We start from the raw sequence: 25,985 nt of genomic DNA on the forward strand, positions 1-25,985 counted from the left end.
AATTGTCGTTTCAATTTCGTTTAGAAAAAGTAATGGCGATGAAGGAAAAAGAACAAGAAAAAGCGCAGCGGGATTATCAAGAAGCGATTGAACAATTTGACAAAGTGGCTACAAAATTATATGAGCTTTTAAAAAGAAAAGAAGACCTTGAAACGCTTCAACAAAAACAGCTGCTTTCTGGTATGTCTGTACAACAAATGAAACATCATCAACAATTTATCGCCAATTTGGAACGCTCGATTGACTATTTCCAAGAAGCCGTTCGTAATGCGCGTACCCGTATGTATTGGCAAGAAGAACAATTAAAAGAAAAGCAAATGGAAGTAAAAAAATACGAAAAAGTAAAAGAGCAAGAATTCAAAAAGTTTATTGAAATCGAAAAAAAGCAAGATATGCGGGAAATGGACGAAATTTCAATTTTTCAATATGTATACCGCAGCGGAAGTTAGGTGTTGAAAATGGAAGAGATGACAAACAAAAGGTATAGACCACTTCAAGTTGTTGTGTTTCTTATCGTGATTCCTTTACTTTTTGCAACGACCGTTGCACTTTTTGTCATGACCGCTGCTGGAGTTAACGTATTTGAAAGCGGAAAAGAATGGGCGCAAAAAGTACCTTTTTTATCTTCAACAATAGATGGGGAAACTAAAGATTCGATTACTAAATTAAATGAACAAATTTTTGAATTAGAAGCAGAAATGAAAAATAAAGAAGCGAAAATTACTCAACTTGAAGCGAAATTGGCTTCTTCAGAAAAAACGAATAGCGAGTTAAAAGCCGAGAAAGAACAACTGATGCAACAAATGGAGGAACTTCACCAAATTCAGGAAGAAAATAAGCGAGCATTTAATGAGTTAGTTCAAACGTATGAGACGATGTCTCCTAAAAATGCAGCCTCCATCCTTTCTAATATGGAGGAACAGCAAGCGGTGAAAATTTTAGCAAATATAAGTACAGAAGCGCTTTCGAAAATTTTGGAAAAAATGTCTCCAGAAGATGCGGCTAAATATACCGAACTATTAGCAACAAATAACCATTAAGTTTTTTTGAAGGCTATGTTATACGTCATGATTTTTAGCAAGTTATTCACACGGCGACGACTCTAGCGGGAACAAGGAGCCGCAAGACCCATACTTGAGCGTAGCGAGGGAAGCGGCTTGCCCGCGGAAAGCGTCCGCCACAAGCGAAATGAATAAATATCAATAGTATCGTTTAACAGAGCCTTTTTGAAAGGAGGTGAAAAAAGGTGGAAGTGAGTCTCGTAAAAGCAGGAACACCGTTTCTGTCATCAACACCTACAACAACTAAAAGGAATGGTACTTCTTTCGGTGCTGTGTTTGCTCAGTTGCAAGGGAAAACTACTAATTCCCCATTCATTAGTAATGAAACCAACCTTCCATTATCAAGTAATGAAGTGTGGAAGGATATTATTCGCTTATTAAATGAACAAGTCTCTTTTATATCTCCTATTCAAGACGGAACAGCAGAAGAAGTAACATTACAGAAGACCGGTCTAACAAACAGTGAGTTGAACGATGCTCTAAACGAATTGATTAACGGGTTACAACGATTAGAGATAAATGATCCTATATTCCAAGAACAACTACATTGGCTCATAAAAGTTCAAAACCAAGGGGATTGGAGTGCAGTTTTATCTCCATTGCTCAGCCTTTTACATATGGTTCCTGCTGATAAGTTAAGTCAATTGTCATCTAAGCACTTAAAATCCGTCCTTTATGCAGCGAAAATGTTTGAACACGCTATTCGTCATATGGATGGATTCGGAAAACGGTTGGAACAAGCGAACGAGTTACAACAGTTGCTTAGAGGAATGGCTCAACGATTGGAACCGCTGATTGGAAATAACAACAAAGCCTTTTTAAAACAAGTGTATCATCATATGTCCCAATCAAATACTGAAACGGGCCAATCTATGACAACGCTAGGTGGACAATTGGTTAAAGGGTCGATGTTCGGTTGGACTGAAACCATTGGTAATGGACAAAGCGTCTTCATGCAGCCATCCCGAGCAGAGCAACTGATGCTTACCCTAACTTCACAATTGAAACCATTGAGTTATGAACAATTTGTAGAGGAATTTACGAACATATTGAATCGCTCCTCTTTCATGAAAGGGAAAGGAACAGAGAAGCTGCTCATTAAGCTATATCCTGAGCATTTAGGTAGTTTACGGATTGAATTGATTCAAAAAGACGGGATATTGACAGCAAAGATGTTAGCATCTACTGCTGCTGCGAAAGAACTGCTTGAGTCTCAAGTACAAGGATTAAAATCAGCTTTTGCTCAACACCAAATTCAAGTAGAGAAAATTGAGATCTCCCATGGTCAATTAGAATCACAACGTTTTGACAAAGGGGGACAACAATCACGAGGTGAACAAGAAGCTTCCCAGCAGGAATCGAAACAGAAGCAAAAAGAACAATCAGCAGAATCGTTTGACGAGTTCATAAAAGCGGTCGAAATAATGGAAGAATAAGGTGAGAAGGATGACGGTTTCTTTAGACCCAAACTTATTTTTAAGTTCCATTCAACAAAAACGTACAGCAAAGAGCGATACGTTAGGGAAAGATGACTTTTTAAAAATATTAATGACCCAATTACAAAACCAAGATCCGTTAAACCCATTACAAGATAAGGATTTTATTGCCCAAATGGCGACATTTTCAACATTAGAACAAATTACGAATCTAGCAACTAGCTTTGATCGTTGGGCCAATGAGCAAAAGCAAAATCAAATGATTCAAATGAATCAATTTGTCGGGAAAGAAATTTCTTGGCATAAAGTTGTCGATGAAGATCAACTGATCGTTGAAGAAGGAACTGGTGTGATTCAATCGATTCGATATAAAGGTGATTATGCGGAATTCATACTAGAAGATGGGACCGTTTTAAAACCTGAGAACATATCAGAAGTCCATCAACCGATAGAACAAGAAAGTAATCTTCTCTTACAAGGCAGTTTGATGATTGGACGAAATGTTACATGGATGAATGATCAAGAAGAACGAACTGGAGTCATTCAAGCGGTTTCCGTCAAATCAGGCATCCTTCAACTGAAATTAGACAACGGTGATGAAATAACGTTAGATGAGGTGATATTCATTTCACAATAAAAGGAGGGATCACATGAAGCCACCGTATGTATTAGGCTTTCCTCCACAGTCGATTCAACCGACAGGGAAAAATAAGTCGTTACAACGTCCGTTAACGAAATCAACGCAAGATTTTAAAACCATTTTTCAAGATACCATTCAGCAACAACGAACATTAACGATCAGTAAACATGCCAACGAACGACTTGCGCAACGGGGGATCCATATTCCTGCCCAGGAATGGCAAAAGATCACAGAAAAAGTGTTGGAGGCAAAGAAATTAGGTGTGAATGAATCGCTCGTTCTGACCAAACATGCTGCCTTAATTGTCAGTGCAAAAAATCAAACCGTTATAACAGCGATGGACCGCACCGAAGCAAAGACGCAAATTTTTACTAATATAAATGGGACCATAATTGTAGACGATTAACAGCTGGACCTTTTTTAGGAGGCTGTCACGCTGCTGACTGACAGATGCAGCAAAAAAAGAAAGGGGTATTCGCAATGCTAAGAGCTATGTATTCAGGTATTAGTGGAATGAAAAATTTCCAAATTAAGTTAGATGTTATTGGTAACAATATTGCCAATGTAAATACTTATGGTTTTAAAAAAGGGAGAACAACTTTTAAAGATATGGTAAGTCAGCAAATCTCTGGTGCTAGTAGTGCAACGGCGACAAGAGGTGGAACAAACCCAAAACAAGTAGGACTTGGCTCCCAGTTAGCAACAATCGATACCATTCATACTCAAGGTAGTTTACAAACAACCGGTCGACCATTAGATTTATCTATTTCTGGTGATGGTTTTTTTGTCTTGTTAAATGGTGCCCAAACCGTATTTACTCGTGCTGGGAACTTTTATTTAGATGTAAATGGTGACTTGGTCAATGCTGATGGTCTTTTTGTAAGAGAAGTTGGCGGAGGTAGAATCAACATTCCGAATACAGCTAAAAGTTTTAGTATTGGCAGTGATGGAACTGTTACTTATATTGACGCAGCTGGTACTTTACAACCTGCAGGGCAAATAACAATTGCTAAATTCGATAACCCAGAAGGATTAGAAAAAGCCGGTTCAAACTTATTTATTGAAACATCAAACTCAGGTGCACCCGCTTACGGTACAGCTGGAGGAGCAAATGGTGAAGGGACAATCGTGGCCGGTACACTTGAAATGTCTAACGTTGATTTATCAGAAGAATTTACTGAAATGATTGTTGCTCAACGTGGATTCCAGGCGAATACGAGAATTATCACGACATCAGATGAAATTTTACAAGAATTAGTGAATTTAAAACGATAAAAAGGAGGTAGAGGGCTAAGCTTTGTGCCTTAGCCCTCAAATTACCGTGATCCAAGTTACACGCTTAAATGGCAAGTCTTTTTTACTTAATGCACTATACATAGAAACTGTTGAGTCACTTCCTGATACAACGATTACACTTACAAATGGAAAAAAGTATGTTGTGAAGGAAAAAGAACACGATGTAATGGAACGAATCCTCCATTTTTACCGTTCTGTTCACGTATTAGGGGTTGTGCCAAAGGGGGATGAAGATGAATAATCGCTTAATCCGAATCATGCTCATTTTATTAACAGTTATTACATTAGTAGGGGTCGTAGCACTGGTCGTCATATTAAATTTAAATGACGATCCCAATGCAGAACCTACCATAGATGAAGTATTGGAAGCTACCGTAGATATTGAAGAAATTACGACGAACTTATATAGCAATGATTATATTAAAATCTCATTTAAGATTCAGACCAGTTCCAAAAAAGCAAAAGAAGAATTGGAAAAACGGAACTTTCAAGTGAAAGATATTATTATAAAAGAGCTTTCCGAGATGAAAGCCGAAGACCTGAAAGGAAAAGAAGGAAAGCACCATTTAGAAGAAATGATTCGTTCGAAAGTGAACAGTATCATGCAAGAAGGAACGGTTGAAAAAGTGTATATCACCTCCTTAATCATTCAATAATTTATTAACAGAAATTTTACAAAAGAGGAGGTGGAGGTGAAACAATGTCAAGCGAAGTATTATCTCAAAGCGAAATCGATGCCCTCTTATCTGCCTTAACAACAGGAGAGATGAGTGCAGAAGAATTAAAAAAAGACGAGGACGAGAAAAAAGTTAAAGTTTACGATTTTAAGCGGGCGCTTCGTTTTTCCAAAGACCAAATTCGAAGTTTAACGCGTATTCATGAAAACTTTGCTCGTCTTCTAACAACTTATTTCTCTGCTCAGCTCAGAACTTACGTGCAAATCACCGTCGCCTCAGCGGACCAATTGCCGTATGAAGAATTTGTCCGCTCGATTCCGAAAATGACGATATTAAATGTTTTTGAAGTTCCTCCATTAGACGGTCGTATTTTGATGGAAGTTAATCCACATATAGCCTATGCGATGATGGACCGCGTGCTTGGGGGAAAAGGAACGAGCATGAATAAAATTGAAAACTTGACCGAAATTGAAACAAAAATCATGTCGAATTTATTTGAGAGGGCGTTCGAAAACTTACGAGATGCTTGGAGTACCATCGTAGATATTGACCCTGTTTTATCAGAGTTTGAAGTCAATACACAATTTTTGCAAATGGTATCACCGAATGACACGGTAGTAGTTATTTCGTTAAATACCCAAATTGGTGATACAAGTGGGATGATTAATATATGTATTCCACATGTCGTATTAGAACCGATTATTCCTAGATTATCTGTTCATTACTGGATGCAAACGAAGAAAAAAGAACGTTCACCTGAAGAAATAGTTCAACTAGAAAAACGAGTGAAAAGGGCTGTTGTACCATTAGTTGCAGAATTAGGTACGTCTGAAATCAGCATTGAAGAATTTTTAATGTTAGATGTAGGGGATGTCATCGAATTACATCAAAAAATTGATCAGCCCCTCACCGTGAAAGTAGGAAATATACCAAAATTTATCGCTCAACCAGGTAAGGTGAACAAACAACTCGCCATTCAGATTTTAGACACTTACAAGGGGGGAGATTTGGATGTTGAATGATGGCATGCTCTCTCAAGATGAAATTGATGCACTTCTAAGAGGGACAGCTGATGATGGAGATATGTTCGATAATAAAGAAGAAATTAATGTTGACGATTATTTAAATTCAATGGAGCAAGACGCTTTAGGTGAAATCGGAAATATTTCATTTGGAAGTTCGGCGACTGCTCTTTCGCAATTATTAAACCAGAAAGTAGATATTACAACACCAGAAGTGGGGATCGTACCAAAAAATAACTTGAAAGATGAATTTCCACATCCTTATGTAGCGATACAAGTGGAATATACAGAAGGGATTCTTGGGACAAACCTTCTTGTCATCAAGCAAAGCGATGCGGCTATTATTGCCGATTTAATGCTGGGAGGAGACGGGACAAATCCTTCCGATATGCTTGGCGAAATCCAAATCAGTGCCGTCCAAGAAGCAATGAACCAAATGATGGGATCTGCCGCTACATCGATGTCGACGATTTTTAGCAAAAAGGTAGATATCTCCCCTCCTTCTGTCGAGTTGCTTGATTTAACTCAAGGAGAAGGAACGGATACGCTTCTCGAAGAAGATCTGCTAGTCAAAGTTTCGTTTCGTTTGACCATTGGTAATTTAATAGATTCAAATATTATGCAATTACTACCACTACCATTTGCTAAGACTTTAGTAGGAGAATTATTGAATCCTACATCTACAAATGAAGAAATCTCCGTTACAATCGAAGAGAAGCAATTACAACAGACGGTATCACCATCAGTATCATCATTACAAGAAACTGTATCTAACTCAGAGCCCGTGGAGGTTCAACAACCATCCTTTTATACACCTCCACTATCAGCTCAACAAACACCGAATCACTTTGGTGGCCATGGCTTTGATCAACAACCGAAAAATGTCCAACCAGCCATGTTTTCAGAGTTTCAATCGGTACCCCCACTACAGGAACATGAGACTCGTAATCTAAACATGTTGCTTGATATCCCATTACAAGTGACTGTCGAACTAGGAAGAACTTCCCGTTCAGTAAAAGAAGTATTAGAATTAACATCTGGTTCTGTCATTGAATTAGATAAATTAGCTGGTGAGCCAGTTGATATTCTTGTCAATAACCGTTTAATTGCCAAAGGGGAAGTCGTTGTCATCGAAGAAAACTTTGGGGTACGAATCACGGACATTTTAAGTCAAAAAGAGCGAATTAAAAAATTAAAATAAACAATTCGGAGGTAATTTTGATGGCAAGCAAAATATTAATTGTAGATGATGCAGCGTTTATGAGAATGATGATTAAAGACATTTTAACGAAGAACGGTTACGAAGTGGTGGCAGAAGCAGCTGATGGTGTACAAGCGGTTGAAAAATATAAAGAACTTCATCCAGATTTAGTGACAATGGATATTACGATGCCAGAAATGGACGGAATTACTGCTTTAAAAGAAATTAAGAAACATGACCCAAATGCGAAAGTGATTATGTGTTCAGCAATGGGACAACAAGCAATGGTTATTGACGCGATTCAAGCTGGGGCGAAAGATTTCATCGTTAAACCGTTCCAAGCGGATCGAGTACTTGAAGCGATTCAAAAAACAATTGGATAAGGATCGTTAAGAGGGTGCCTAGCCTTGTTTAAAAAAGTCAACCTTGTCATAACTTTCATTTTCGTCATGTTTTTTTTCGTACCAGCCCACATGATGGGGGCTGGTACGGAGCATCAACCGTCTGTCTTGGATTGTACGAAAAATAACGCGGATTGTTCTAACCTGACTGACTCATCGTTACATAACGACGCTAGGTCCCAAACGGATATTACGATGTGGGACTATATAAAAATGATATTTGCGTTATTGTTCGTCCTTGGACTTCTTTATGGATTGTTAAAATTTATTCAGCATCGAAGTCGTTCATACCAACCAATAAAAACGATTCAACATTTAGGAGGTACCCCATTAGGAGGTAACCGTTCCTTGCAATTAGTTAAAGTAGGTGACTCATTATTTGTTCTAGGTGTGGGCGAGGATGTCACCTTATTAAAAGAAATTGACGATGAGGACGAAAAAGAGAAACTTTTGACACAGTTTTCGCAAGAAAGAGAAGAGCTTTTTCAACCGATCAAATGGTTAGACCGTTTTCAAAAACAGAGCAATTCTCAGCAGCCGTTTGCTGAAACGCTAAAACAACAGTTGGACGAAATAAAAAAACAGCGACAAAAGATTGTGCAGTCAAAGAAGGAGAAGGGAAAACAAGAGCATGAATGAATTTATCGAATTTTTTAATACAAGCTCTCCTGAAAATGTGTCAACTGCTGTCAAATTATTACTTTTATTAACTGTACTATCATTAGCTCCTAGCATTTTAATTTTAATGACATGTTTTACACGAATCATTATTGTTTTATCCTTCGTACGAACTTCGTTGGCAACACAACAAATGCCACCGAACCAAGTGCTTATAGGTTTAGCGTTATTTTTAACGTTCTTCGTTATGGCTCCTACGTTTCATGAAGTCAATGAACAAGCGCTGCAGCCTTTATTTAATGAGGAAATAAATTTAGAAGAAGCGTATGAACGCGCCTCTATTCCATTTAAAGAATTTATGAGCGCTCATACACGTCAAAAAGATTTACAGTTGTTTTTAGATTACACGCAAGCGGAGCCACCGAGTTCGATCGAGGAGATTCCATTGACGACACTAGTTCCAGCGTTTGCTATTAGCGAATTAAAAACTGCTTTTCAAATTGGCTTTATGATTTTTATTCCGTTTTTAGTGATTGATATGGTGGTAGCAAGTGTCCTGATGTCGATGGGGATGATGATGTTACCTCCTGTGATGATTTCATTACCGTTTAAAATTTTGCTATTCGTTCTTGTAGATGGTTGGTATTTAGTTGTAAAGTCTCTACTCCAAAGCTTTTAAGTAGGTGAATAGGATGAGTCCTGAAACAGTCATCGGCATCGCTGAGAGAGGTGTCTATACTACGTTAATGGTTTCTGCTCCTCTCTTACTTTTAGCACTCATTGTCGGATTAATCGTAAGTATTTTTCAAGCAACGACACAAATTCAAGAACAAACGCTAGCATTCATTCCAAAAATCGTAGCAGTTCTTGTTGGCTTAATCTTTTTTGGACCTTGGATGTTAAGCCAATTATTGATGTTTGCTAACGAAATATTTACGAATTTAAATCGATTTGTAGGTTGATGGTATGGATGAATTACTACCTCAGTTTTCCACATTATTATTAATATTTGTTCGTTTATCGACATTTTTTGTTACTTTGCCGTTCTTTTCATATCGGACCATTCCGGCAAGACATCGGTTAACGTTAGCGCTTATTCTTGCATGGATGATGTATTATACGTTTGATTTACCGCCAATGGAGATTGATGGGCACTATTACTATCTGTTAATCAAAGAAGCATTGGTAGGATTGTTAATCGGTTTTGTTGCCAATATGATTGTTTCTATTATTCAAATTGCTGGTGGATTTATCGATTTTCAAATGGGGTTTGCCATAGCGAACGTAATTGATCCCCAAACAGGTGTTCAAAGTCCTTTAATAGGACAATATTTATACACCTTTGCTCTTCTTTTTTTGTTGTCCGTCAATGGTCATCATTTAATTCTTGATGGAATCTTTTATAGTTACCAATTCGTTCCTTTGTCTGCTTCTTTTGCCGGCTTTGGTGAAGCTAGTTTAGCTGAATTTATCATTAAAACGTTTAGCTCATTATTTGTTGTTGCCTTTCAAATGGCAGTACCGGTTGTGGCCTCCTTATTTTTAGTTGATGTAGCTTTAGGGATTACCGCAAGAACGGTACCACAGTTAAACGTGTTCGTCGTAGGGTTTCCGATTAAAATAGGGGTCAGTTTTATTGTTCTTCTCATTGTGATGGGAATAATGATGTCGTTAGTTCGGGAACTATTTGAAACGATGTTTTACACGATGCGCACGGTGATGGAGCTAATTGGGGGAGCATAGATGAAGTACATACAATTGGATTTACAATTTTTTGCCGGAGAGAAGACAGAAAAAGCTACACCGAAAAAACGACAAGATGCAAGAAAAAAAGGACAAACGGCTAAAAGTCAAGATGTAAATACATCTCTTGTGATGCTTTCTGTGTTTTTCTTCCTATTATTAGGTGGTTCATTTATTAGTCAGCGAATTTATCGATTATTCCATTATTCGTTTGAACATAATTTGTTAGTTGATGTGACTGTATCCAATATTGAAGGTGTATTTATCGATGTGGCCAAAGAAGTAGCAATTATTCTGGCCCCTATTATGGCTATTGCTATGGTAGCAGCTGTTTTAGCCAATTATACACAAGTCGGTTTTTTATTTACGGTTGAACCATTAAAGCCAAAGTTAGAGAAAATTAATCCGATCAAAGGGTTTAAACGAATCTTTTCTCTTCGTGCCATTGTAGAGTTGTTAAAGTCGATTTTAAAAATAACGTTTGTTGGGATTGTCACGTTTTCTATTCTTTGGTTGAATATGGAAGATGTGCTGAACTTAGCTTATAAACCGATGGAAGACATTTTACGAACCATTGCTCGTCTTACGGTTTATATGGGGATAGCGGCATCGATTGCCCTATTATTTTTATCCGTATTTGATTATCTGTATCAAAAATACGATTTTGAAAAAAGTATACGCATGTCGAAACAAGAGATTAAAGATGAACATAAAAATACGGAAGGGGACCCATTAATTAAATCTCGTATTAAACAGCGGCAACGAGAAATAGCGATGCGACGAATGATGGAAGAAGTGCCGAAAGCTGACGTAGTTATAACAAACCCGACGCATTACGCGATTGCATTAAAATATGAGGAAGAAAAAATGAGCGCCCCTGTTGTCGTGGCAAAAGGGGTTGACTATATCGCGCAAAAAATGAAATGGATTGCGAAGGAAAACGACGTAATCATGGTTGAAAATCGGCCATTAGCCCGGGCCCTTTATGACCAAGTTGACATTGGGGAAGCCATACCAGAAGAATTTTTTAAAGCGGTAGCAGAAATTTTAGCCTATGTATATCGAGTCAAAAACAAAATTTAGCAACATAGTGAATTTGGTTAGGAGAGAATTTGTATGCAAGCAAGAGATTTAACGGTACTAGCGAGTGTGATATTAATTGTTGCTATGCTTATCATCCCATTCCCATCCTGGATGTTAAGCGTGTTCATTATTATAAACATTTCTCTTGCCTTAATCGTGTTATTAACATCAATGAATATGAAAGAGCCGCTCCAATTTTCTGTATTTCCTTCACTGCTATTGTTACTCACGCTTTTTCGCCTTGGTCTGAATGTTTCGACAACGAGATCGATATTAAGCCGCGGGGAAGCAGGTGGCGTTGTCGAAACATTTGGAACGTTTGTTGTGGGTGGTGAAGTGCTTGTCGGCTTGGTTGTTTTCTTAATACTAATTATCATCCAATTCGTTGTCATCACGAAAGGTTCCGAACGTGTTTCAGAAGTAGCTGCCCGCTTTACGTTAGACGCCATGCCGGGTAAACAAATGAGTATTGATGCCGATTTAAATGCTGGAATTATTTCTGAGCAAGAAGCACGTGAACGTCGAGAAAAAGTGGCGCGTGAAGCTGACTTTTATGGAGCGATGGACGGTGCGAGCAAGTTTGTAAAAGGAGATGCGATTGCGGGTCTTGTAATCGTCTTTATTAACTTATTATTTGGCATGATTATAGGGATGGCCCAAGACGGACTTTCCATCACTGAGGCAGCGAGAAAATATAGTTTATTAACGGTTGGAGACGGAATTGTCAGTCAAATACCAGCGTTACTCATATCAACAGCGACGGGAATCGTCGTAACACGAGCGGCCTCTGATGGAAATCTTGGACAAGATATTATGGGGCAGTTATTAGCCTATCCGAAAATGTTGTATGTTGCCGGTGGGACGATATTTCTCCTCGGTCTGACGACACCGATTCATGACGCCATCACCATTCCGATTGCTGGGCTATTACTATTTGGAGGATACTCTTTATCGCGGGTACCAGAACCAAATGAACAGGAATTAATGGAAATGGAAGAGGAAATCGAAACAGATGAAATGAAGAGTCCTGAAAGTGTCATGAATCTTTTAAGTATGGACCCAATCGAGTTTGAATTTGGATATGGACTCATTCCACTCGCTGACACGAAACAAGGTGGAGACCTCCTTGACCGTATCGTCATGATTCGCCGCCAACTCGCTCTTGAACTTGGGCTTGTCATTCCGATCGTCCGCATTCGTGACAATATCCAATTACAACCGAATGAATATCGCTTAAAAATTCGGGGCCAGGAAATGGCACGAGGGGAATTATTGCTAGATCATTATTTAGCTATGAGCCCAACTGGTGAAGATGATCAAATTGAAGGAATCGATACGATTGAACCATCCTTTGGTCTGCCTGCGAAATGGATTACGGAAGATGTGAAAGAACAAGCAGAAATTTTAGGGTATACCGTCGTTGATCCTCCATCAGTAGTTTCAACACATATTACGGAGGTCATCAAGGCGAATGCCTATGAGTTATTAGGAAGACAAGAAACAAAACAACTAATTGATCATTTGAAAGAGTCTTATCCAATTCTAGTTGAAGAAGTTACTCCAAACCCATTATCGATCGGAGATATTCAAAAAGTGTTAGCTAAATTGCTGAAAGAAAATATTTCCATTCGGAATTTACCGGTTATATTTGAAACGTTAGCTGACTATGGAAAAGTGACATCTGATACGGACTTATTAACAGAATATGTCCGTCAAGCACTTGCGCGGCAAATCACTCAACAATATGTGGATTCGCAAAATAAATTAAAAGTTATTACACTTTCCGGTAAAGTAGAAAAATTAATTGCAGAAGCTGTTCAACAAACGGAGCATGGTAATTTCTTAGCATTAGATCCAAACGACTCTCAAAAAATATTAGAAGCAATTGCAGGACAAGTTGAACAACTCTCGTTAATGGAGCAATCGCCAATCATTTTATGTTCGCCAGCTGTTCGTATGTATGTAAGACAATTAACTGATAGATATTTTCCTCAAATTCCAATTCTTTCGTATAATGAACTTGAAGCAAATATCGAAGTTCAGAGCGTCGGGGTGGTGACGATTGAATGAGGGTAAAAAAATATGTTGCACCGTCTATGCCAGAAGCGATGAAAATGATTCGGGAGGATTTGGGAGAAGACGCTGTTATTCTTCATTCTAAAATTGTTTATACAGGCGGTTTTTTAGGTCTATTTAAAAAGAAAAATATCGAAGTAATTGCCGCAAAAGATGGGGCGGTTATAAAGGAGTCTCAAAAGACGGAACTGATGAATAAGCAAATGGTAAAGCCGTCCCAATCACTTTTAACAAAGAAATTAGAAGCTGATTCAGATGATCAAAAAGAAAAGGAACAACTAAAACAAGATATCGATGAATTAAAACAGTTACTTTCAAGATTAACAGCTTCATCGTCCTGGATAATGAACTATCCGGAATCGATTCAACGAGTGGTAACAAAATTGCATCAGCATGAAGTCGATGAAAATTTATTACAACTCATCGCTGATGATGCTCTACAGAAATTTCGAAATACAAAAGAAGCTGTCGATTCCAGCATGGTTGAAAAGTGGATGAAAAGTTTTTTAATCGAACTTTTACGTCCCGCTTATGTAAAAAACCATATAAAAATGAAGAAATTCATTAATTTTGTTGGGCCAACAGGTGTTGGAAAAACGACAACATTGGCAAAAGTAGCTGCACAAGCGGTGTTAATGGATAAAAAAAAGATTGGATTCATTACTACGGATACATATCGCATTGCGGCAATCGATCAGTTAAAAACGTATGCTAACTTACTAAATGTGCCAGTAGAAGTTGTGTACAAGCCCGACGACTTCCGAAAAGCAGTAGAAAAATTACAATCATTGGATCACATTTTTATCGATACAGCTGGCCGAAATTATTTAGATGAACAATATATTCACGATTTACAAGAACTGATTGATTTTAACGAGGAAATGACGACCTACTTAGTTCTTTCACTTACAGGAAAACAAAAAGATCTAGAAGCGATTGTCGAGAAATTTTTCAAAATTCCTATCGATCAATTCATTTTTACCAAATTTGACGAAACGACTTCTATTGGGGTCATGGTGAACTTACTATACAAATATCGTATCGGTGCTGCTTTTGTCACAAATGGTCAGAACGTTCCTGACGATCTTGTTCCAATGAACGAGGAAAAATTGGTAAATATGGTATTTGAGGGCGAGTAAAATGAGGGATCAAGCAGAAAGTTTACGAAAAAAATTGTTTCATGCACAAATGAATCAATCAGCGAAATCTATTGCTATTGTTTCAGGAAAAGGGGGGGTAGGAAAAACTAATTTTTCTGTAAATTATGCCCTATCCCTCGTACAACAAGGAAAAAAAGTGTTGCTTTTCGATTTAGATATTGGTATGGGGAATGTCCATCTCATATTAGGGGCTCAAGCGGAAAAAACGATCGCCGATTACATTACAGAAAACTGCAGTTTATCAGATATTATTCAGCATTCCCATGGGCTTGACTATATAAGTGGCGGGAACGGATTGCCCGAATTGATGAACCTTGACTCCGATTTGCTCCAGCGTTTTCTACGCCATATGGAATCATTGCAAACGACATACGATTATCTCATTTTTGATATGGGGGCAGGAGCACAATCGTTTTATTTGCAATTTTTGTTATCTGTTCAACATATTTTTGTTGTCACAACCCCAGAGCCAACGGCGATTACCGATGCTTACTCAATGATGAAATACATTACATTGCTTGACCAAAACCAAAATTTCTATTTAGTGTGCAACCGCGTGGAAGATGATACTGAGGGGCGCGAAGTGTTACAACGTCTTAAAACAGCTGTGAAAAAGTTTTTACAAAAGGATGTTCATATTTTAGGAATGATACCTGAAGACAAAACAATAAAAAAAGCTGTTCTCGCCCAACAACCAGTTGTTCTTGCTTATCCGAAATCGAAAGTAGCCAAAGCCATTCAAACGATTCCATTTTCATTTGAGCAAGGACGTCCAATGGTTGTAGAGTCCGTGAACTTTATTCAACGGCTACGTACATATCTTTTAGATAGGAGGGGGACCTTCTGAGAAAGATAAAAGTTTTAGTTGTTGATGATTCGGCTTTTATGAGAAAACTCATTACGGATTTTTTATCAGAACACGAACAAATTGAAGTCATCGGCACTGCTCGAAATGGTGAAGATGCCCTAAAAAAAATACAAACTCTCCAACCTGATGTGGTGACCCTTGATGTCGAAATGCCTGTGATGAACGGATTAGAAGCATTAAAAAAGATAATGGAAGAACATCCATTACCCGTTCTTATGCTTTCAAGTACAACGGCTGAAGGGGCTAAAAATACTGTATTAGCGATGCAATATGGGGCTTTTGATTTTATCACCAAACCATCTGGTACGATCTCGCTTGATTTACATCTGATAAAAGATGAGCTGATCAAAAAAGTTTTAGCTGCCGGTCAAATCAACGAAAAGACTCTAAAAAAGCTTTCCGATTCCAATACCAAAAAGGAAGAGATAGAAAAGCGCCAACCGATGGCAAAACCTGTTCACACACAACGAAGCGTCAATTGGAAGTCACCATCAAATAAGATCGTAGTGATTGGTACATCTACAGGTGGTCCAAGAGCTTTACAACAAGTACTTACGGTGCTTCCTAAAGACTTTCCAGCCCCTGTTTTAATCGTTCAACATATGCCGCCTGGATTTACTCGTTCGTTAGCGTTACGTTTAGATAGTTTATGCCAAATTCATGTTAAAGAGGCTGAAGATGGGGAAATTATTCAAAATGGAACGGCGTATATAGCACCAGGTGGTTATCACATGACAGTTAAGAAAGTTGGAAGTGCAACAGCCATTCAATTACTCCAAACTCCGCCGAAAAATGGACACCGACCGTCCGTCGATGTCATGTTTGAGTCCGTCAGTCATTTGGATCAGTTTGATAAAATTGCCGTTATTATGACCGGAATGGGTTCAGACGGGAAGGAGGGGCTCATTTCATTAAAACAACGAGGAAAAGTAATCGCTATTGCAGAATCAGAGGAAAGCTGTATTGTTTTCGGGATGCCTAAAGCGGCAATTCAGACAAACCTTGTTAACCACGTGGAAGAAGTCAATCAAATTGCATATACCATTTTGAAGTATTTCACATGAGAGGTGTGGGCACATGGAAATGAATCAATATTTAGAAGTATTTATCGAAGAAAGTAAAGAACATTTACAAACATGTAACCAACAATTACTAGAATTAGAGAAAAATCCTAATGATTTAACCATTGTCAATGAAATCTTCCGCTCCGCACATACCTTAAAAGGGATGTCCGCAACGATGGGATTTGAAGATTTAGCGAATTTAACCCACAATATGGAGAATGTTCTGGATGCCATCCGGAACCAAAAAATACATGTAACTCCTGAATTATTAGATGTTGTATTTATGGCTATGGACGCTCTGGAAGAAATGGTTTTATCAATTGCTGAAGGTGGAGACGGAAAAAAAGATGTGACAGACATTGTGCAAAAATTAAAAGCCATTGAAAACGGAGAAAACATTTCAGCAGTTAATAAAGCAAAAGAGGAAGCGGCAACTACTATTGCTAGGGATTCTAAAGCGCAAAACACGTACGATTCATTTGAGTTAACCGTAATTCAACAATCGGAAGAACAAGGATTTAATTGCTTCGAAATTTTGGTTTCGCTTCGTAGCGATTGCTTATTAAAAGCCGCTCGCGTGTACATGGTATTTGAAGTCATTGAAAAAAGCGGGGAAATTATTAAGTCGATCCCTTCTGTAGAACAATTAGAAGAGGAACAATTTGATCAAGATTTTGTCGTAACAGTTGTAACGAAAGACTCAAAAGAAGAAATTGAGAAAAAGATTTTAAAAGTATCTGAAATTGAAAAAGTAGAAGCCGTTCCTCTATCTGCGAAAGCTCTTTTGAAACAAGTGGAAGAACAAGAGATGAAATCTTCTACTAGCGAGCAGGTTGCTCACAAAAACGATCAACCAAGAAGTGAAGAAGCAGCTACACCATTAAAAAATGAGGCTTCAACGAAAAAACAAAAACAACACAGTGCTGTAAATAAAACCATTCGTGTAAATATCGATCGGTTAGACATATTAATGAATTTGTTTGAAGAATTAGTTATTGACCGTGGGCGCTTAGAACAAATATCTAGAGAATTAAATCATCCAGAGTTACATGAAACAGTTGAACGTATGTCCCGTATTTCAGGAGACTTACAAAATATTATTTTAAATATGCGGATGGTACCGGTAGAAACAGTATTCAACCGTTTCCCACGTATGGTTCGTCAGTTAGCACGAGATTTAGGTAAACAAATTAATCTTGAAATTATCGGTGCTGAGACAGAGCTTGATCGTACGGTGATTGATGAAATCGGGGATCCACTTGTTCATTTATTACGAAATGCCATTGACCATGGAATCGAAACCCCTGAAGAAAGAAGAAAGAAAGGAAAGCCAGAAGTAGGTACGGTGAAATTAAAAGCGTACCATAGTGGAAACCATGTCTTTATTGAAATTGAAGACGATGGAGCCGGAATTAATCGTGATAAAGTTCTTCGTAAGGCCATTGAAAAAGGAATTATATCAGAAGAAGCTGGCCATACATTAACGGATCGTCAAGTGTTTGAACTCATTATGGCTTCCGGTTTTTCAACAGCTGATAAAATTTCCGATATTTCTGGTCGGGGCGTTGGAATGGATGTTGTTAAAACAACGATAGAATCGTTAGGCGGAAGTATTACGATTGATTCTGAAGAAGGAAAAGGGTCCATTTTCTCTATTCAGTTACCGTTAACATTATCGATTATTTCCGTGATGTTAGTAGAATTAGAGAAAGAAAAATATGCGATACCATTATCGTCCATTATAGAAACAGCCATTATCCATAAAAACGATATTTTAAATGCCCATAACCAAAAAGTGATTGACTTCCGTGGTAAAGTCGTTCCTCTCGTATTTTTAAAAGACGTATTTGAGGTTCCTGTTCAAAATAAACAAGACGATTATTATTCCGTCATCATCGTTCGGAAAGGGGACAAAATGGCCGGCCTTGTTGTCGATTCCTTCATCGGTCAGCAAGAGGTTGTCTTAAAATCACTTGGAAACTATTTAACGAACGTCTTTGCGATTTCGGGGGCAACCATTTTAGGAGATGGTCAAGTTGCGTTAATTATTGACTGTAATGCATTAATAAAATAAATGAATGCCAATTTTACAAAGCTCCTATTTTAGTAGAAACTTAGGTAGGTGATAACATGAGCCAAGTCTCTAATACAACAGAAACGAAAGTGATTGCTTTTCAAATTAAAGATAAAGAATATGTTATTCCCGTCTCTCAAGTCCGTTCCATCGAGAAAATGATGCCTATTACTCGTGTGCCGCGAACACCTCATTTCGTTGAAGGTGTTATTAATTTGCGAGGTGTAGTCACGCCAATTATCGATTTACGAAAACGATTAGGCGTGGAAGAAGCACCGTATAATGATCATACACGAATTATTATTGTCCATTTAGAAGATAAAGAGGTTGGACTCATCGTAGATTCAGCGAACGATGTTCTTGATTTACCAGCAGAATCCATTGAGCCTCAACCCGAAGTCGTTGGTGCCCAAGAAGAAGAATATATAACAGGGGTAGCAAAACTGAATAAACGCCTTCTAGTTTTAATGAACTTAGAAAAAGTGTTCCATTCTTCAACGTAAGGGGGGCACCTTATGGACTTTATTCATCGTATTACCAGTCTCCATTTAGATATTTTAAGAGAAATTGGAAATATTGGAGCCGCCCATGCTGCCACCGCGTTGTCTCAGCTCCTTAACCAAAAGATAGATATGAAAGTTCCAAACGTTAATATCGTCACATTTGATGAAATGATGGAATTAGCAGGTGGAGCTGAAAACATCGTGGTGAGTGTGTTTTTAAGAATTGAAGGGGATGCACCGGGAAGTATGTTTTTCATTTTACCATTGGATCAAGCATCTCAGCTCATTCAGCAATTAACAGGTGATCAAACGTTTTCGTTTGAACACCCTCCTTATTCAGAAATCGGTTTATCTGCTATGCAAGAACTAGGGAATATTTTGTCTGGTTCGTATTTATCGTCATTATCAGACTTTACAAATCTATCGTTATATCCATCTGTTCCTGCCTTGTCCGTGGACATGGCAGGAGCCATTATTAGTTATGGATTAATGGAATTATCCCAAACGAGTGATTATGCCATTGTCGTTGATACCAATATTAAAAAAGATGAAGCGTCAGATGAGGAAGCGATCAATGGCCACTTCTTTTTATTGCCTGACCCACAATCCTTTGAAGTGATTTTCCAATCGTTAGGAGTAGCGTTGGATGAATAGTGTGATGGAAGTAGTCAAAGTAGGAATCGCTGATTTAAATGTTGTTCGGTCACCGAACTCCATTCGTACATCTGGTTTAGGTTCTTGTGTCGGAGTGGTCATCTATGATCAAGTGGCAGAAGTTGGTGGCTTAGCTCATATCATGCTTCCTGATTCTTCATTAGCGAAAGGTGGACATGTGAATAAGGCAAAATTTGCGGACACCGCTATACCGTTGTTATATGAAAAAGTGCTATACGCCGGTGCTTCAAAGTTTCGACTAAAAGCGAAGATGGCCGGAGGTGCTCAAATGTTTCAAATGACCATTCAAAGTGAAATGATGCGTATTGGTCCACGTAACGTGGAAGCTGTTCGTCATCAACTAGAACGACTCAACATACCAATCGTAGCTGAGGATGTAGGAGGAAATAGTGGACGGACGGTAGAATTTTTTCCACAAACAGGAGTTTTTCAAATCCGAACTGTAAATAAAGGAACAACCGAAATTTAAACTGATCGATTTTGTATAGATGGAATAAAAAATCTATACGTCAAGCGGCGAGGAGGAACGACCATGTCGCAACCAATTTTAAAAGAACAACAAAATATTTGGGAATTATGGTTAAACGAGCAAGATCCTCAAGCTGGCGAAGCTTTAGTTAAAATGTACACGCCGCTCGTATCTTATCACGTTCAACGAATAGCAGTAGGGCTACCTAAAAATGTGTCAAAAGATGAATTATATAGCCTAGGTATGATGGGCCTGTTTGACGCTTTAAATAAATTTGACCCATCTCGAGACTTAAAATTTGATACATATGCTTCCTTTCGAATTCGTGGGGCTATTTTAGACGGATTAAGAAAAGAAGATTGGCTTCCACGGGGGACACGAGAAAAGGCAAAGAAAATCGAAGCAACAATAGAAATGCTTGAACAGCGATATATGCGTACCGTTACAGCTGAAGAAGTAGCCGCATGCTTAGATATGTCTGTTGAAGAAGTTACGCAAACGATGAATGAACATTTTTTTGCTAATGTTCTTTCCATTGATGAACAAAATCACGATACGGATGAGAAAGAATCATACGTCCAATCACTTACTGATAAAAATGAGTTAACGCCAGAAGAGATTTTATTAAAGGACGAGCTTATTCAACAGTTATCAGAAGAAATACAAAAATTAACGGAGAAGGAACAACTTGTATTAAGCCTATTTTATAAGGAAGAGTTAACATTAACTGAAATTGGGGAAGTGATGAACTTGTCCACTTCACGGATTTCGCAAATTCATTCAAAAGCGATTTATAAGCTTAGAAAGCTTTTGAAAAGAATGGAGTAGTTTTATGAGTTTCAAATCAATTGAAATGCAAGTAGCCCTTCCACGGACCTTCGATGCTGGCAAAGTAGCAGACCAACATCAATTACGTCACACGATTGATCAAAGCCATCTTGCAGAACATATGCAACAAATGGTTCGTCAACAAAGCCAAACGGTTATTTCTAAAAATGGAAAAGATAACGTTCGTTTAAAAGAAAAGCAAGAAAAAGAACGTTATCGAAATCTTAAAAAACAAAAAAAGAAACCATTGGCGGATGGGAAAAACACCCATCCGTATAAAGGTAAATTGATTGACTATAACGGATGAGGGACGTACAAATGATGCCATTACTTATTACGATACTTTTTTTATTACAGGGCATTTCCCTTTTTGCCATTATCTTATTATATCTGCGCCAATACCGCCTTCTTCAATTAGAAGAAATGCAGAAAAAAGCGTTAAAAGAAATAGAAGAGGTTTTTTCTTCCTATTTGCTTGAATTAAAAGAAGAAAACGATCGGTTGATGAAAGGTTTGGAAAGTCTAGATTATTCACCTTCCGAACCAGAATTACAAACGCCCCAAAACCATTTGATTGAAACGAATACCCATCAATCAAGGGAAAAGGTCCAACCGATTCCTTCCATCCCGAAAGCTTCTATGCATAAAGCGATTGAACGATACCGGGCGAATGGCTTAACAACCCATGATCAAGAGGTCGACATAGCTCAACATGATGGGGATACAAACCAAATGCTTCGTGATGAGGTACAAATCAACGAAATGGATGTTTACGCCATTGAAGTAATAAAATTAAAAAATAAAGGTTTAACAGTGGACGAAATTGCACAAATTTTAAATAAAGGAAAAACCGAAGTGGAGCTTCTATTGAAATTTCGTCAAAATCATTAACTATTTCTTGATTGACCTTTTTGATTGTGCTATAGTATTTCATGGTGTGAATACACACGCTTAATGATTTAAACAGACGGTGCTATTTTTTAAAATAGTCTCTGTTTAAAGATGAATTAAGCGGAGGAAATAAAACCATTAGGAGGAAAGAAACATGTCAGTAATTTCAATGAAACAATTACTTGAAGCTGGTGTACATTTCGGTCACCAAACTCGCCGTTGGAATCCAAAGATGAAAAAATACATCTTTACTGAGCGTAACGGCATCTACATCATCGACCTTCAAAAAACAGTTAAAAAGGTTGAAGAAGCATACCAATTCGTAAAAGAACTTGCTGCTGAAGGCGGTAAAATTCTTTTCGTTGGTACAAAGAAACAAGCTCAAGAATCTGTTAAGGAAGAAGCAGAACGTTCTGGTATGTTCTACGTAAATCAACGTTGGTTAGGTGGTACGTTAACAAACTTTGCTACAATCCAAAAACGTATTCAACGTCTAAAAGACATTGAGCGTATGGAAGAAGACGGAACTTTTGATGTTCTTCCTAAAAAAGAAGTTGTTCAGTTGAAAAAAGAACATGAACGTTTAGTGAAATTCCTTGGCGGTATTAAAGACATGAAAGAGCTTCCAGATGCTCTATTCGTTATTGACCCTCGTAAAGAGCGTATTGCAGTTGCGGAAGCACGTAAATTAAATATTCCTATTATCGGTATCGTTGATACAAACTGTGATCCAGACGAAATCGATTATGTAATTCCTGCAAACGACGATGCAATCCGCGCTGTCAAACTCTTAACTTCAAAAATTGCTGATGCAATTTTAGAAGCAAAACAAGGCGAAGAAGCAACTGTTGCTGCTGAGTAATGTTAAAAAGGTGATAAGAGGGAGACACCCTTATCACCTTTTTTTAAGAATTACTTTTCCATACATATGAATGATGAAGGAGGAACTTAAATGGCAATTACTGCGCAAATGGTTAAAGAACTTCGTGAAAAAACTGGCGCTGGTATGATGGATTGTAAAAAAGCATTAACTGAAACAAACGGAGATATGGAAAAAGCAATCGACTATCTTCGTGAAAAAGGAATTGCAAAAGCAGCGAAAAAAGCTGACCGTATCGCGGCTGAAGGTACTACTTACATCTTAACAGAAGGTAACGAAGCAGTTATCCTTGAAGTAAACTCTGAAACAGACTTCGTTGCGAAAAACGAAAACTTCCAAAACCTTGTTAAAGAGCTTGCTGCTCACCTACTTAAAAACAAGCCTGCAACATTAGAAGTAGCGCTTGAACAATCAATGGAAAATGGTGAAAAAGTTGCTGACTACATCAATGCAGCAATCGCGAAAATCGGTGAAAAAATTACGCTTCGTCGCTTTGAAATCAAAACAAAAACAGATAACGATGCGTTTGGTGCATACTTACACATGGGCGGACGTATTGCAGTTTTAACTGTGCTTGAAGGTACAACTGATGAAGAAGTAGCAAAAGATGTCGCTATGCATGCTGCTGCGTTAAATCCTAAGTACGTTTCTCGCGACCAAGTATCCCAAGAAGAAATTGAGCGTGAGCGTCAAGTATTAAAACAACAAGCACTAAACGAAGGTAAACCAGAACATATCGTTGAAAAAATGGTAGAAGGTCGTCTTGGTAAATTCTTCGAAGATATTTGCTTACTTGACCAAGCGTTCGTTAAAAATCCTGACCAAAAAGTACGTCAATTTGTAGAGTCTAAAGGCGCTACTGTAAAAGAATTTGTTCGTTACGAAGTAGGCGAAGGTATGGAAAAACGTCAAGACAACTTCGCTGAAGAAGTAATGAACCAAGTAAAAGGTAACTAATCGATAGCTGCTTTACAAAATAGGGAACACATTGTGTTCCCTATTTTTCAAGCAAATGACTTTTAATTCTTACATACGGAGGTTCCTATGAGCGTTCCAAAATATAAACGTGTCGTTTTGAAACTAAGTGGTGAAGCGTTAGCCGGAGATCAAGGATTTGGAATTAATCCTACGGTCATTAAATCGATCGCAGAGCAAGTAAAAGAAATTGCCGAGCTAGGTGTAGAAGTTGCTGTAGTTGTCGGTGGCGGTAATATTTGGCGCGGAAAAATTGGAAGCGAAATGGGTATGGACCGAGCTACTGCAGATTATATGGGGATGTTAGCAACTGTCATGAACTCCCTTGCCCTTCAAGATAGTTTAGAACAACTGGGAATTGAAACACGTGTCCAAACATCCATCGATATGCGACAAGTGGCTGAACCATACATTCGTCGTCGTGCGATTCGTCATTTAGAGAAAAAGCGTGTCGTTATTTTTGCGGCGGGTACAGGTAATCCGTATTTCTCAACAGACACAACCGCCGCATTACGTGCAGCAGAAATTGAAGCCGAAGTCATCTTAATGGCGAAAAACAATGTTGACGGTGTTTATTCAGCAGACCCGAAACAAGACAAAAACGCTGTTAAATATGATGAACTTTCTTATTTAGATGTGTTACAACAAGGTTTGGCGGTAATGGATTCAACAGCATCATCATTATGTATGGACAATGATATTCCACTCATTGTATTCTCTATAATGGAGAAAGGAAATATTAAGCGTGCCGTTATGGGTGAATCGATCGGAACTATTGTAAGGAGGAATGGATAATGACAAATCAAGTACTCTCTTCGGCAAAAGAAAAAATGACAAAAGCAGTTCAAGCGTTTTCTCGTGAATTAGCTAGTATTCGCGCAGGTCGTGCAAACGCATCTTTATTAGATAAAATCACAGTTGACTATTACGGGGTTCCAACACCGATTAATCAATTAGCTTCTATTACAGTACCAGAAGCTCGCCTACTTGTTATTCAACCGTATGATAAGTCTGTAGTAGGTGAAGTGGAAAAGGCGATTTTAAAATCCGATTTAGGCTTAACTCCAACAAGTGATGGTTCCTTAATCCGCATCACCATCCCTGCGTTAACTGAAGAACGCCGTAAAGAACTTGTGAAAGTTGTAAAGAAAGAATCTGAAGAGGCAAAAGTAGCTGTGCGTAACATTCGCCGTGACGCAAACGACGAACTGAAAAAGCTTGAAAAGAATGGTGAAATTACTGAAGACGAATTACGTGGGTACACTGAAGATGTTCAAAAATTAACCGATGATTTTATCAATCAAATTGATAAGCTCACGAAAGAAAAAGAAAAAGAAATTATGGAAGTGTAACATAAAAACCCTCTATTTCAGGGGGTTTTTTTACTCATTCCAATGACATACGCATTACATATGATCGTTTGTGCTCATTTCCTTCCATACGGTTCATGGAAAAGATACACGAAAAAGAAGATATCAATCCACATTTTTGGTATGATAGAAAGTGCGAAACATTGATGCACTATTAAACATGAGGAAATCATGTGGAGGACTTGTTTTATGTTAAATAAATTATTCAAATCACAATCGGACCATCAAACAATGGAAGAACGGATAAAAGTCATTCAAAATAATGGAGTACCTGCTCATATCGCCATTATTATGGATGGCAATGGCCGTTGGGCAAAAAAAAGGGCACTGCCAAGAGTAGCGGGTCATCATGAAGGGATGAAAGTTGTCCGTAAAATTACCCGCTTGGCGAACAAATTAGGTGTGAAAGTTTTAACCTTATACGCCTTTTCAACAGAAAATTGGAAACGACCAAAATCCGAAGTTGATTATTTAATGAAACTTCCCGAAGAATTTTTAGGAACGTTTTTACCAGAGTTAGTCGATGAAAATGTAAAAGTTCAAATGATAGGCGATCGGACGAATCTTCCTAGCCATACGATTGCTGCAATAGACAAAGCGATTCATGATACAAAAAATAATACCGGACTTATTTTAAATTTCGCGTTAAACTATGGGAGTCGTGCGGAAATACTTCATGCCGTTCAACACGTCTTAAAAGATATAAATAATGGCATACTAAAAGAAGAAGACTTGTCCGAACAACTTTTTTCAAATTATTTAATGACCCACGACTTACCAGACCCGGATTTATTAATTCGAACGAGTGGCGAAATTCGTCTAAGTAATTTTATGCTTTGGCAGTTAGCCTATACGGAATTTTGGTTTACGAATGTGTTGTGGCCTGATTTCAAAGAAGTGCATTTATTAGAAGCGATTGAAGCATTCCAATCTCGTTCTCGTCGGTTTGGTGGTCTACAAAGTGAGGAATGATG

The 25,985-nt window shown here is 38.1% G+C and carries 32 protein-coding genes; all 32 read left to right on the top strand.

Translation table 11 applies throughout. The features are described 5' to 3' along the window. Positions 1-2 precede the first annotated feature (2 nt). A complete protein-coding gene (fliJ, locus tag H0Z31_03630) occupies positions 3-449 on the top strand; it encodes a flagellar biosynthesis chaperone FliJ (protein MBO8176530.1) in 447 nt (148 codons plus the stop codon). A gap of 9 nt (positions 450-458) precedes the next feature. Next, positions 459-1,040, top strand: coding sequence for a MotE family protein (locus H0Z31_03635; GenBank protein ID MBO8176531.1), 582 nt, complete (start codon positions 459-461; stop codon positions 1,038-1,040). A gap of 206 nt (positions 1,041-1,246) precedes the next feature. Then, positions 1,247-2,497: a flagellar hook-length control protein FliK gene (locus tag H0Z31_03640; GenBank protein MBO8176532.1), complete on the top strand. Its 1,251-nt coding sequence runs from the start codon at positions 1,247-1,249 to the stop codon at positions 2,495-2,497. Between the two features lie 10 nt (positions 2,498-2,507). Then, positions 2,508-3,134, top strand: a complete 627-nt coding sequence (gene flgD / locus H0Z31_03645) for a flagellar hook assembly protein FlgD (GenBank protein ID MBO8176533.1) — start codon at positions 2,508-2,510, stop codon at positions 3,132-3,134. Positions 3,135-3,147: 13 nt separating this feature from the next. Continuing rightward, complete coding sequence (locus tag H0Z31_03650; GenBank protein MBO8176534.1) at positions 3,148-3,543, top strand: flagellar protein; 396 nt, start codon at positions 3,148-3,150, stop codon at positions 3,541-3,543. Between the two features lie 74 nt (positions 3,544-3,617). Further along, complete coding sequence (gene flgG / locus H0Z31_03655) at positions 3,618-4,412, top strand: flagellar basal body rod protein FlgG (GenBank protein MBO8176535.1); 795 nt, start codon at positions 3,618-3,620, stop codon at positions 4,410-4,412. Between the two features lie 46 nt (positions 4,413-4,458). Continuing rightward, positions 4,459-4,674 (top strand): flagellar FlbD family protein, encoded by a 216-nt coding sequence (locus H0Z31_03660; GenBank protein MBO8176536.1) that lies wholly within the window; start codon positions 4,459-4,461, stop codon positions 4,672-4,674. Further along, positions 4,661-5,089 carry a flagellar basal body-associated protein FliL gene (gene fliL, locus H0Z31_03665; protein MBO8176537.1) on the top strand — a complete coding sequence of 143 codons (429 nt, stop codon included), beginning with the start codon at positions 4,661-4,663 and terminating at the stop codon, positions 5,087-5,089. Before H0Z31_03660 ends, fliL begins: the two co-directional genes overlap by 14 nt. A gap of 44 nt (positions 5,090-5,133) precedes the next feature. Next, positions 5,134-6,132, top strand: a complete 999-nt coding sequence (gene fliM, locus H0Z31_03670; GenBank protein MBO8176538.1) for a flagellar motor switch protein FliM — start codon at positions 5,134-5,136, stop codon at positions 6,130-6,132. After that, the gene (gene fliY / locus H0Z31_03675; GenBank protein ID MBO8176539.1) at positions 6,122-7,333 is read left to right on the top strand and encodes a flagellar motor switch phosphatase FliY; all 1,212 of its coding nucleotides are present in this window, start codon (positions 6,122-6,124) and stop codon (positions 7,331-7,333) included. Before fliM ends, fliY begins: the two co-directional genes overlap by 11 nt. A 20-nt stretch (positions 7,334-7,353) precedes the next feature. Beyond that, positions 7,354-7,716, top strand: a complete 363-nt coding sequence (locus H0Z31_03680; protein MBO8176540.1) for a response regulator — start codon at positions 7,354-7,356, stop codon at positions 7,714-7,716. A gap of 24 nt (positions 7,717-7,740) precedes the next feature. After that, complete coding sequence (locus H0Z31_03685; protein ID MBO8176541.1) at positions 7,741-8,373, top strand: flagellar biosynthetic protein FliO; 633 nt, start codon at positions 7,741-7,743, stop codon at positions 8,371-8,373. Beyond that, entirely contained in the window at positions 8,366-9,031 is a 666-nt protein-coding gene (gene fliP / locus H0Z31_03690) for a flagellar type III secretion system pore protein FliP (protein MBO8176542.1), read from the top strand. The genes H0Z31_03685 and fliP overlap by 8 nt, the downstream gene beginning before the upstream one ends. Positions 9,032-9,044: 13 nt before the next feature. Further along, on the top strand, positions 9,045-9,314 hold the full coding sequence (gene fliQ / locus H0Z31_03695) for a flagellar biosynthesis protein FliQ (GenBank protein ID MBO8176543.1): 270 nt from the start codon (positions 9,045-9,047) through the stop codon (positions 9,312-9,314). Between the two features lie 4 nt (positions 9,315-9,318). Further along, positions 9,319-10,095, top strand: a complete 777-nt coding sequence (gene fliR, locus H0Z31_03700) for a flagellar type III secretion system protein FliR (protein MBO8176544.1) — start codon at positions 9,319-9,321, stop codon at positions 10,093-10,095. After that, positions 10,096-11,178 (top strand): flagellar biosynthesis protein FlhB, encoded by a 1,083-nt coding sequence (flhB, locus tag H0Z31_03705; protein MBO8176545.1) that lies wholly within the window; start codon positions 10,096-10,098, stop codon positions 11,176-11,178. Positions 11,179-11,211: 33 nt separating this feature from the next. Beyond that, on the top strand, positions 11,212-13,248 hold the full coding sequence (gene flhA / locus H0Z31_03710; protein MBO8176546.1) for a flagellar biosynthesis protein FlhA: 2,037 nt from the start codon (positions 11,212-11,214) through the stop codon (positions 13,246-13,248). After that, entirely contained in the window at positions 13,245-14,393 is a 1,149-nt protein-coding gene (gene flhF, locus H0Z31_03715; GenBank protein MBO8176547.1) for a flagellar biosynthesis protein FlhF, read from the top strand. The genes flhA and flhF overlap by 4 nt, the downstream gene beginning before the upstream one ends. Position 14,394: 1 nt before the next feature. After that, on the top strand, positions 14,395-15,261 hold the full coding sequence (locus H0Z31_03720) for a MinD/ParA family protein (protein MBO8176548.1): 867 nt from the start codon (positions 14,395-14,397) through the stop codon (positions 15,259-15,261). Beyond that, positions 15,258-16,346, top strand: a complete 1,089-nt coding sequence (locus H0Z31_03725; GenBank protein ID MBO8176549.1) for a chemotaxis response regulator protein-glutamate methylesterase — start codon at positions 15,258-15,260, stop codon at positions 16,344-16,346. Before H0Z31_03720 ends, H0Z31_03725 begins: the two co-directional genes overlap by 4 nt. 13 nt (positions 16,347-16,359) lie before the next feature. Continuing rightward, a complete protein-coding gene (locus H0Z31_03730; GenBank protein MBO8176550.1) occupies positions 16,360-18,420 on the top strand; it encodes a chemotaxis protein CheA in 2,061 nt (686 codons plus the stop codon). A 56-nt stretch (positions 18,421-18,476) separates the two neighbouring features. Next, the gene (locus H0Z31_03735; protein ID MBO8176551.1) at positions 18,477-18,923 is read left to right on the top strand and encodes a chemotaxis protein CheW; all 447 of its coding nucleotides are present in this window, start codon (positions 18,477-18,479) and stop codon (positions 18,921-18,923) included. A gap of 12 nt (positions 18,924-18,935) precedes the next feature. Next, complete coding sequence (locus H0Z31_03740) at positions 18,936-19,577, top strand: chemotaxis protein CheC (GenBank protein MBO8176552.1); 642 nt, start codon at positions 18,936-18,938, stop codon at positions 19,575-19,577. Next, on the top strand, positions 19,570-20,067 hold the full coding sequence (locus H0Z31_03745; protein MBO8176553.1) for a chemotaxis protein CheD: 498 nt from the start codon (positions 19,570-19,572) through the stop codon (positions 20,065-20,067). The genes H0Z31_03740 and H0Z31_03745 overlap by 8 nt, the downstream gene beginning before the upstream one ends. Before the next feature lie 63 nt (positions 20,068-20,130). Continuing rightward, on the top strand, positions 20,131-20,895 hold the full coding sequence (locus tag H0Z31_03750; GenBank protein ID MBO8176554.1) for a FliA/WhiG family RNA polymerase sigma factor: 765 nt from the start codon (positions 20,131-20,133) through the stop codon (positions 20,893-20,895). A gap of 4 nt (positions 20,896-20,899) precedes the next feature. Continuing rightward, positions 20,900-21,202 (top strand): hypothetical protein, encoded by a 303-nt coding sequence (locus H0Z31_03755; protein MBO8176555.1) that lies wholly within the window; start codon positions 20,900-20,902, stop codon positions 21,200-21,202. 14 nt (positions 21,203-21,216) lie between these two features. Further along, positions 21,217-21,786: a hypothetical protein gene (locus H0Z31_03760; GenBank protein MBO8176556.1), complete on the top strand. Its 570-nt coding sequence runs from the start codon at positions 21,217-21,219 to the stop codon at positions 21,784-21,786. A gap of 154 nt (positions 21,787-21,940) precedes the next feature. Further along, complete coding sequence (gene rpsB, locus H0Z31_03765; protein ID MBO8176557.1) at positions 21,941-22,648, top strand: 30S ribosomal protein S2; 708 nt, start codon at positions 21,941-21,943, stop codon at positions 22,646-22,648. Positions 22,649-22,738: 90 nt separating this feature from the next. Then, positions 22,739-23,623 carry an elongation factor Ts gene (locus tag H0Z31_03770; protein ID MBO8176558.1) on the top strand — a complete coding sequence of 295 codons (885 nt, stop codon included), beginning with the start codon at positions 22,739-22,741 and terminating at the stop codon, positions 23,621-23,623. An 87-nt stretch (positions 23,624-23,710) separates the two neighbouring features. Then, positions 23,711-24,436 (top strand): UMP kinase, encoded by a 726-nt coding sequence (locus H0Z31_03775; GenBank protein MBO8176559.1) that lies wholly within the window; start codon positions 23,711-23,713, stop codon positions 24,434-24,436. Then, complete coding sequence (gene frr / locus H0Z31_03780; GenBank protein ID MBO8176560.1) at positions 24,436-24,993, top strand: ribosome recycling factor; 558 nt, start codon at positions 24,436-24,438, stop codon at positions 24,991-24,993. Before H0Z31_03775 ends, frr begins: the two co-directional genes overlap by 1 nt. A 207-nt stretch (positions 24,994-25,200) precedes the next feature. After that, complete coding sequence (locus tag H0Z31_03785; protein ID MBO8176561.1) at positions 25,201-25,983, top strand: isoprenyl transferase; 783 nt, start codon at positions 25,201-25,203, stop codon at positions 25,981-25,983. Positions 25,984-25,985 lie beyond the last annotated feature (2 nt).

It is taken from the genome of Bacillus sp. (in: firmicutes) (assembly GCA_017656295.1).
In the GTDB taxonomy this organism is placed as follows: Bacteria; Bacillota; Bacilli; order Bacillales; family JACDOC01; genus JACDOC01.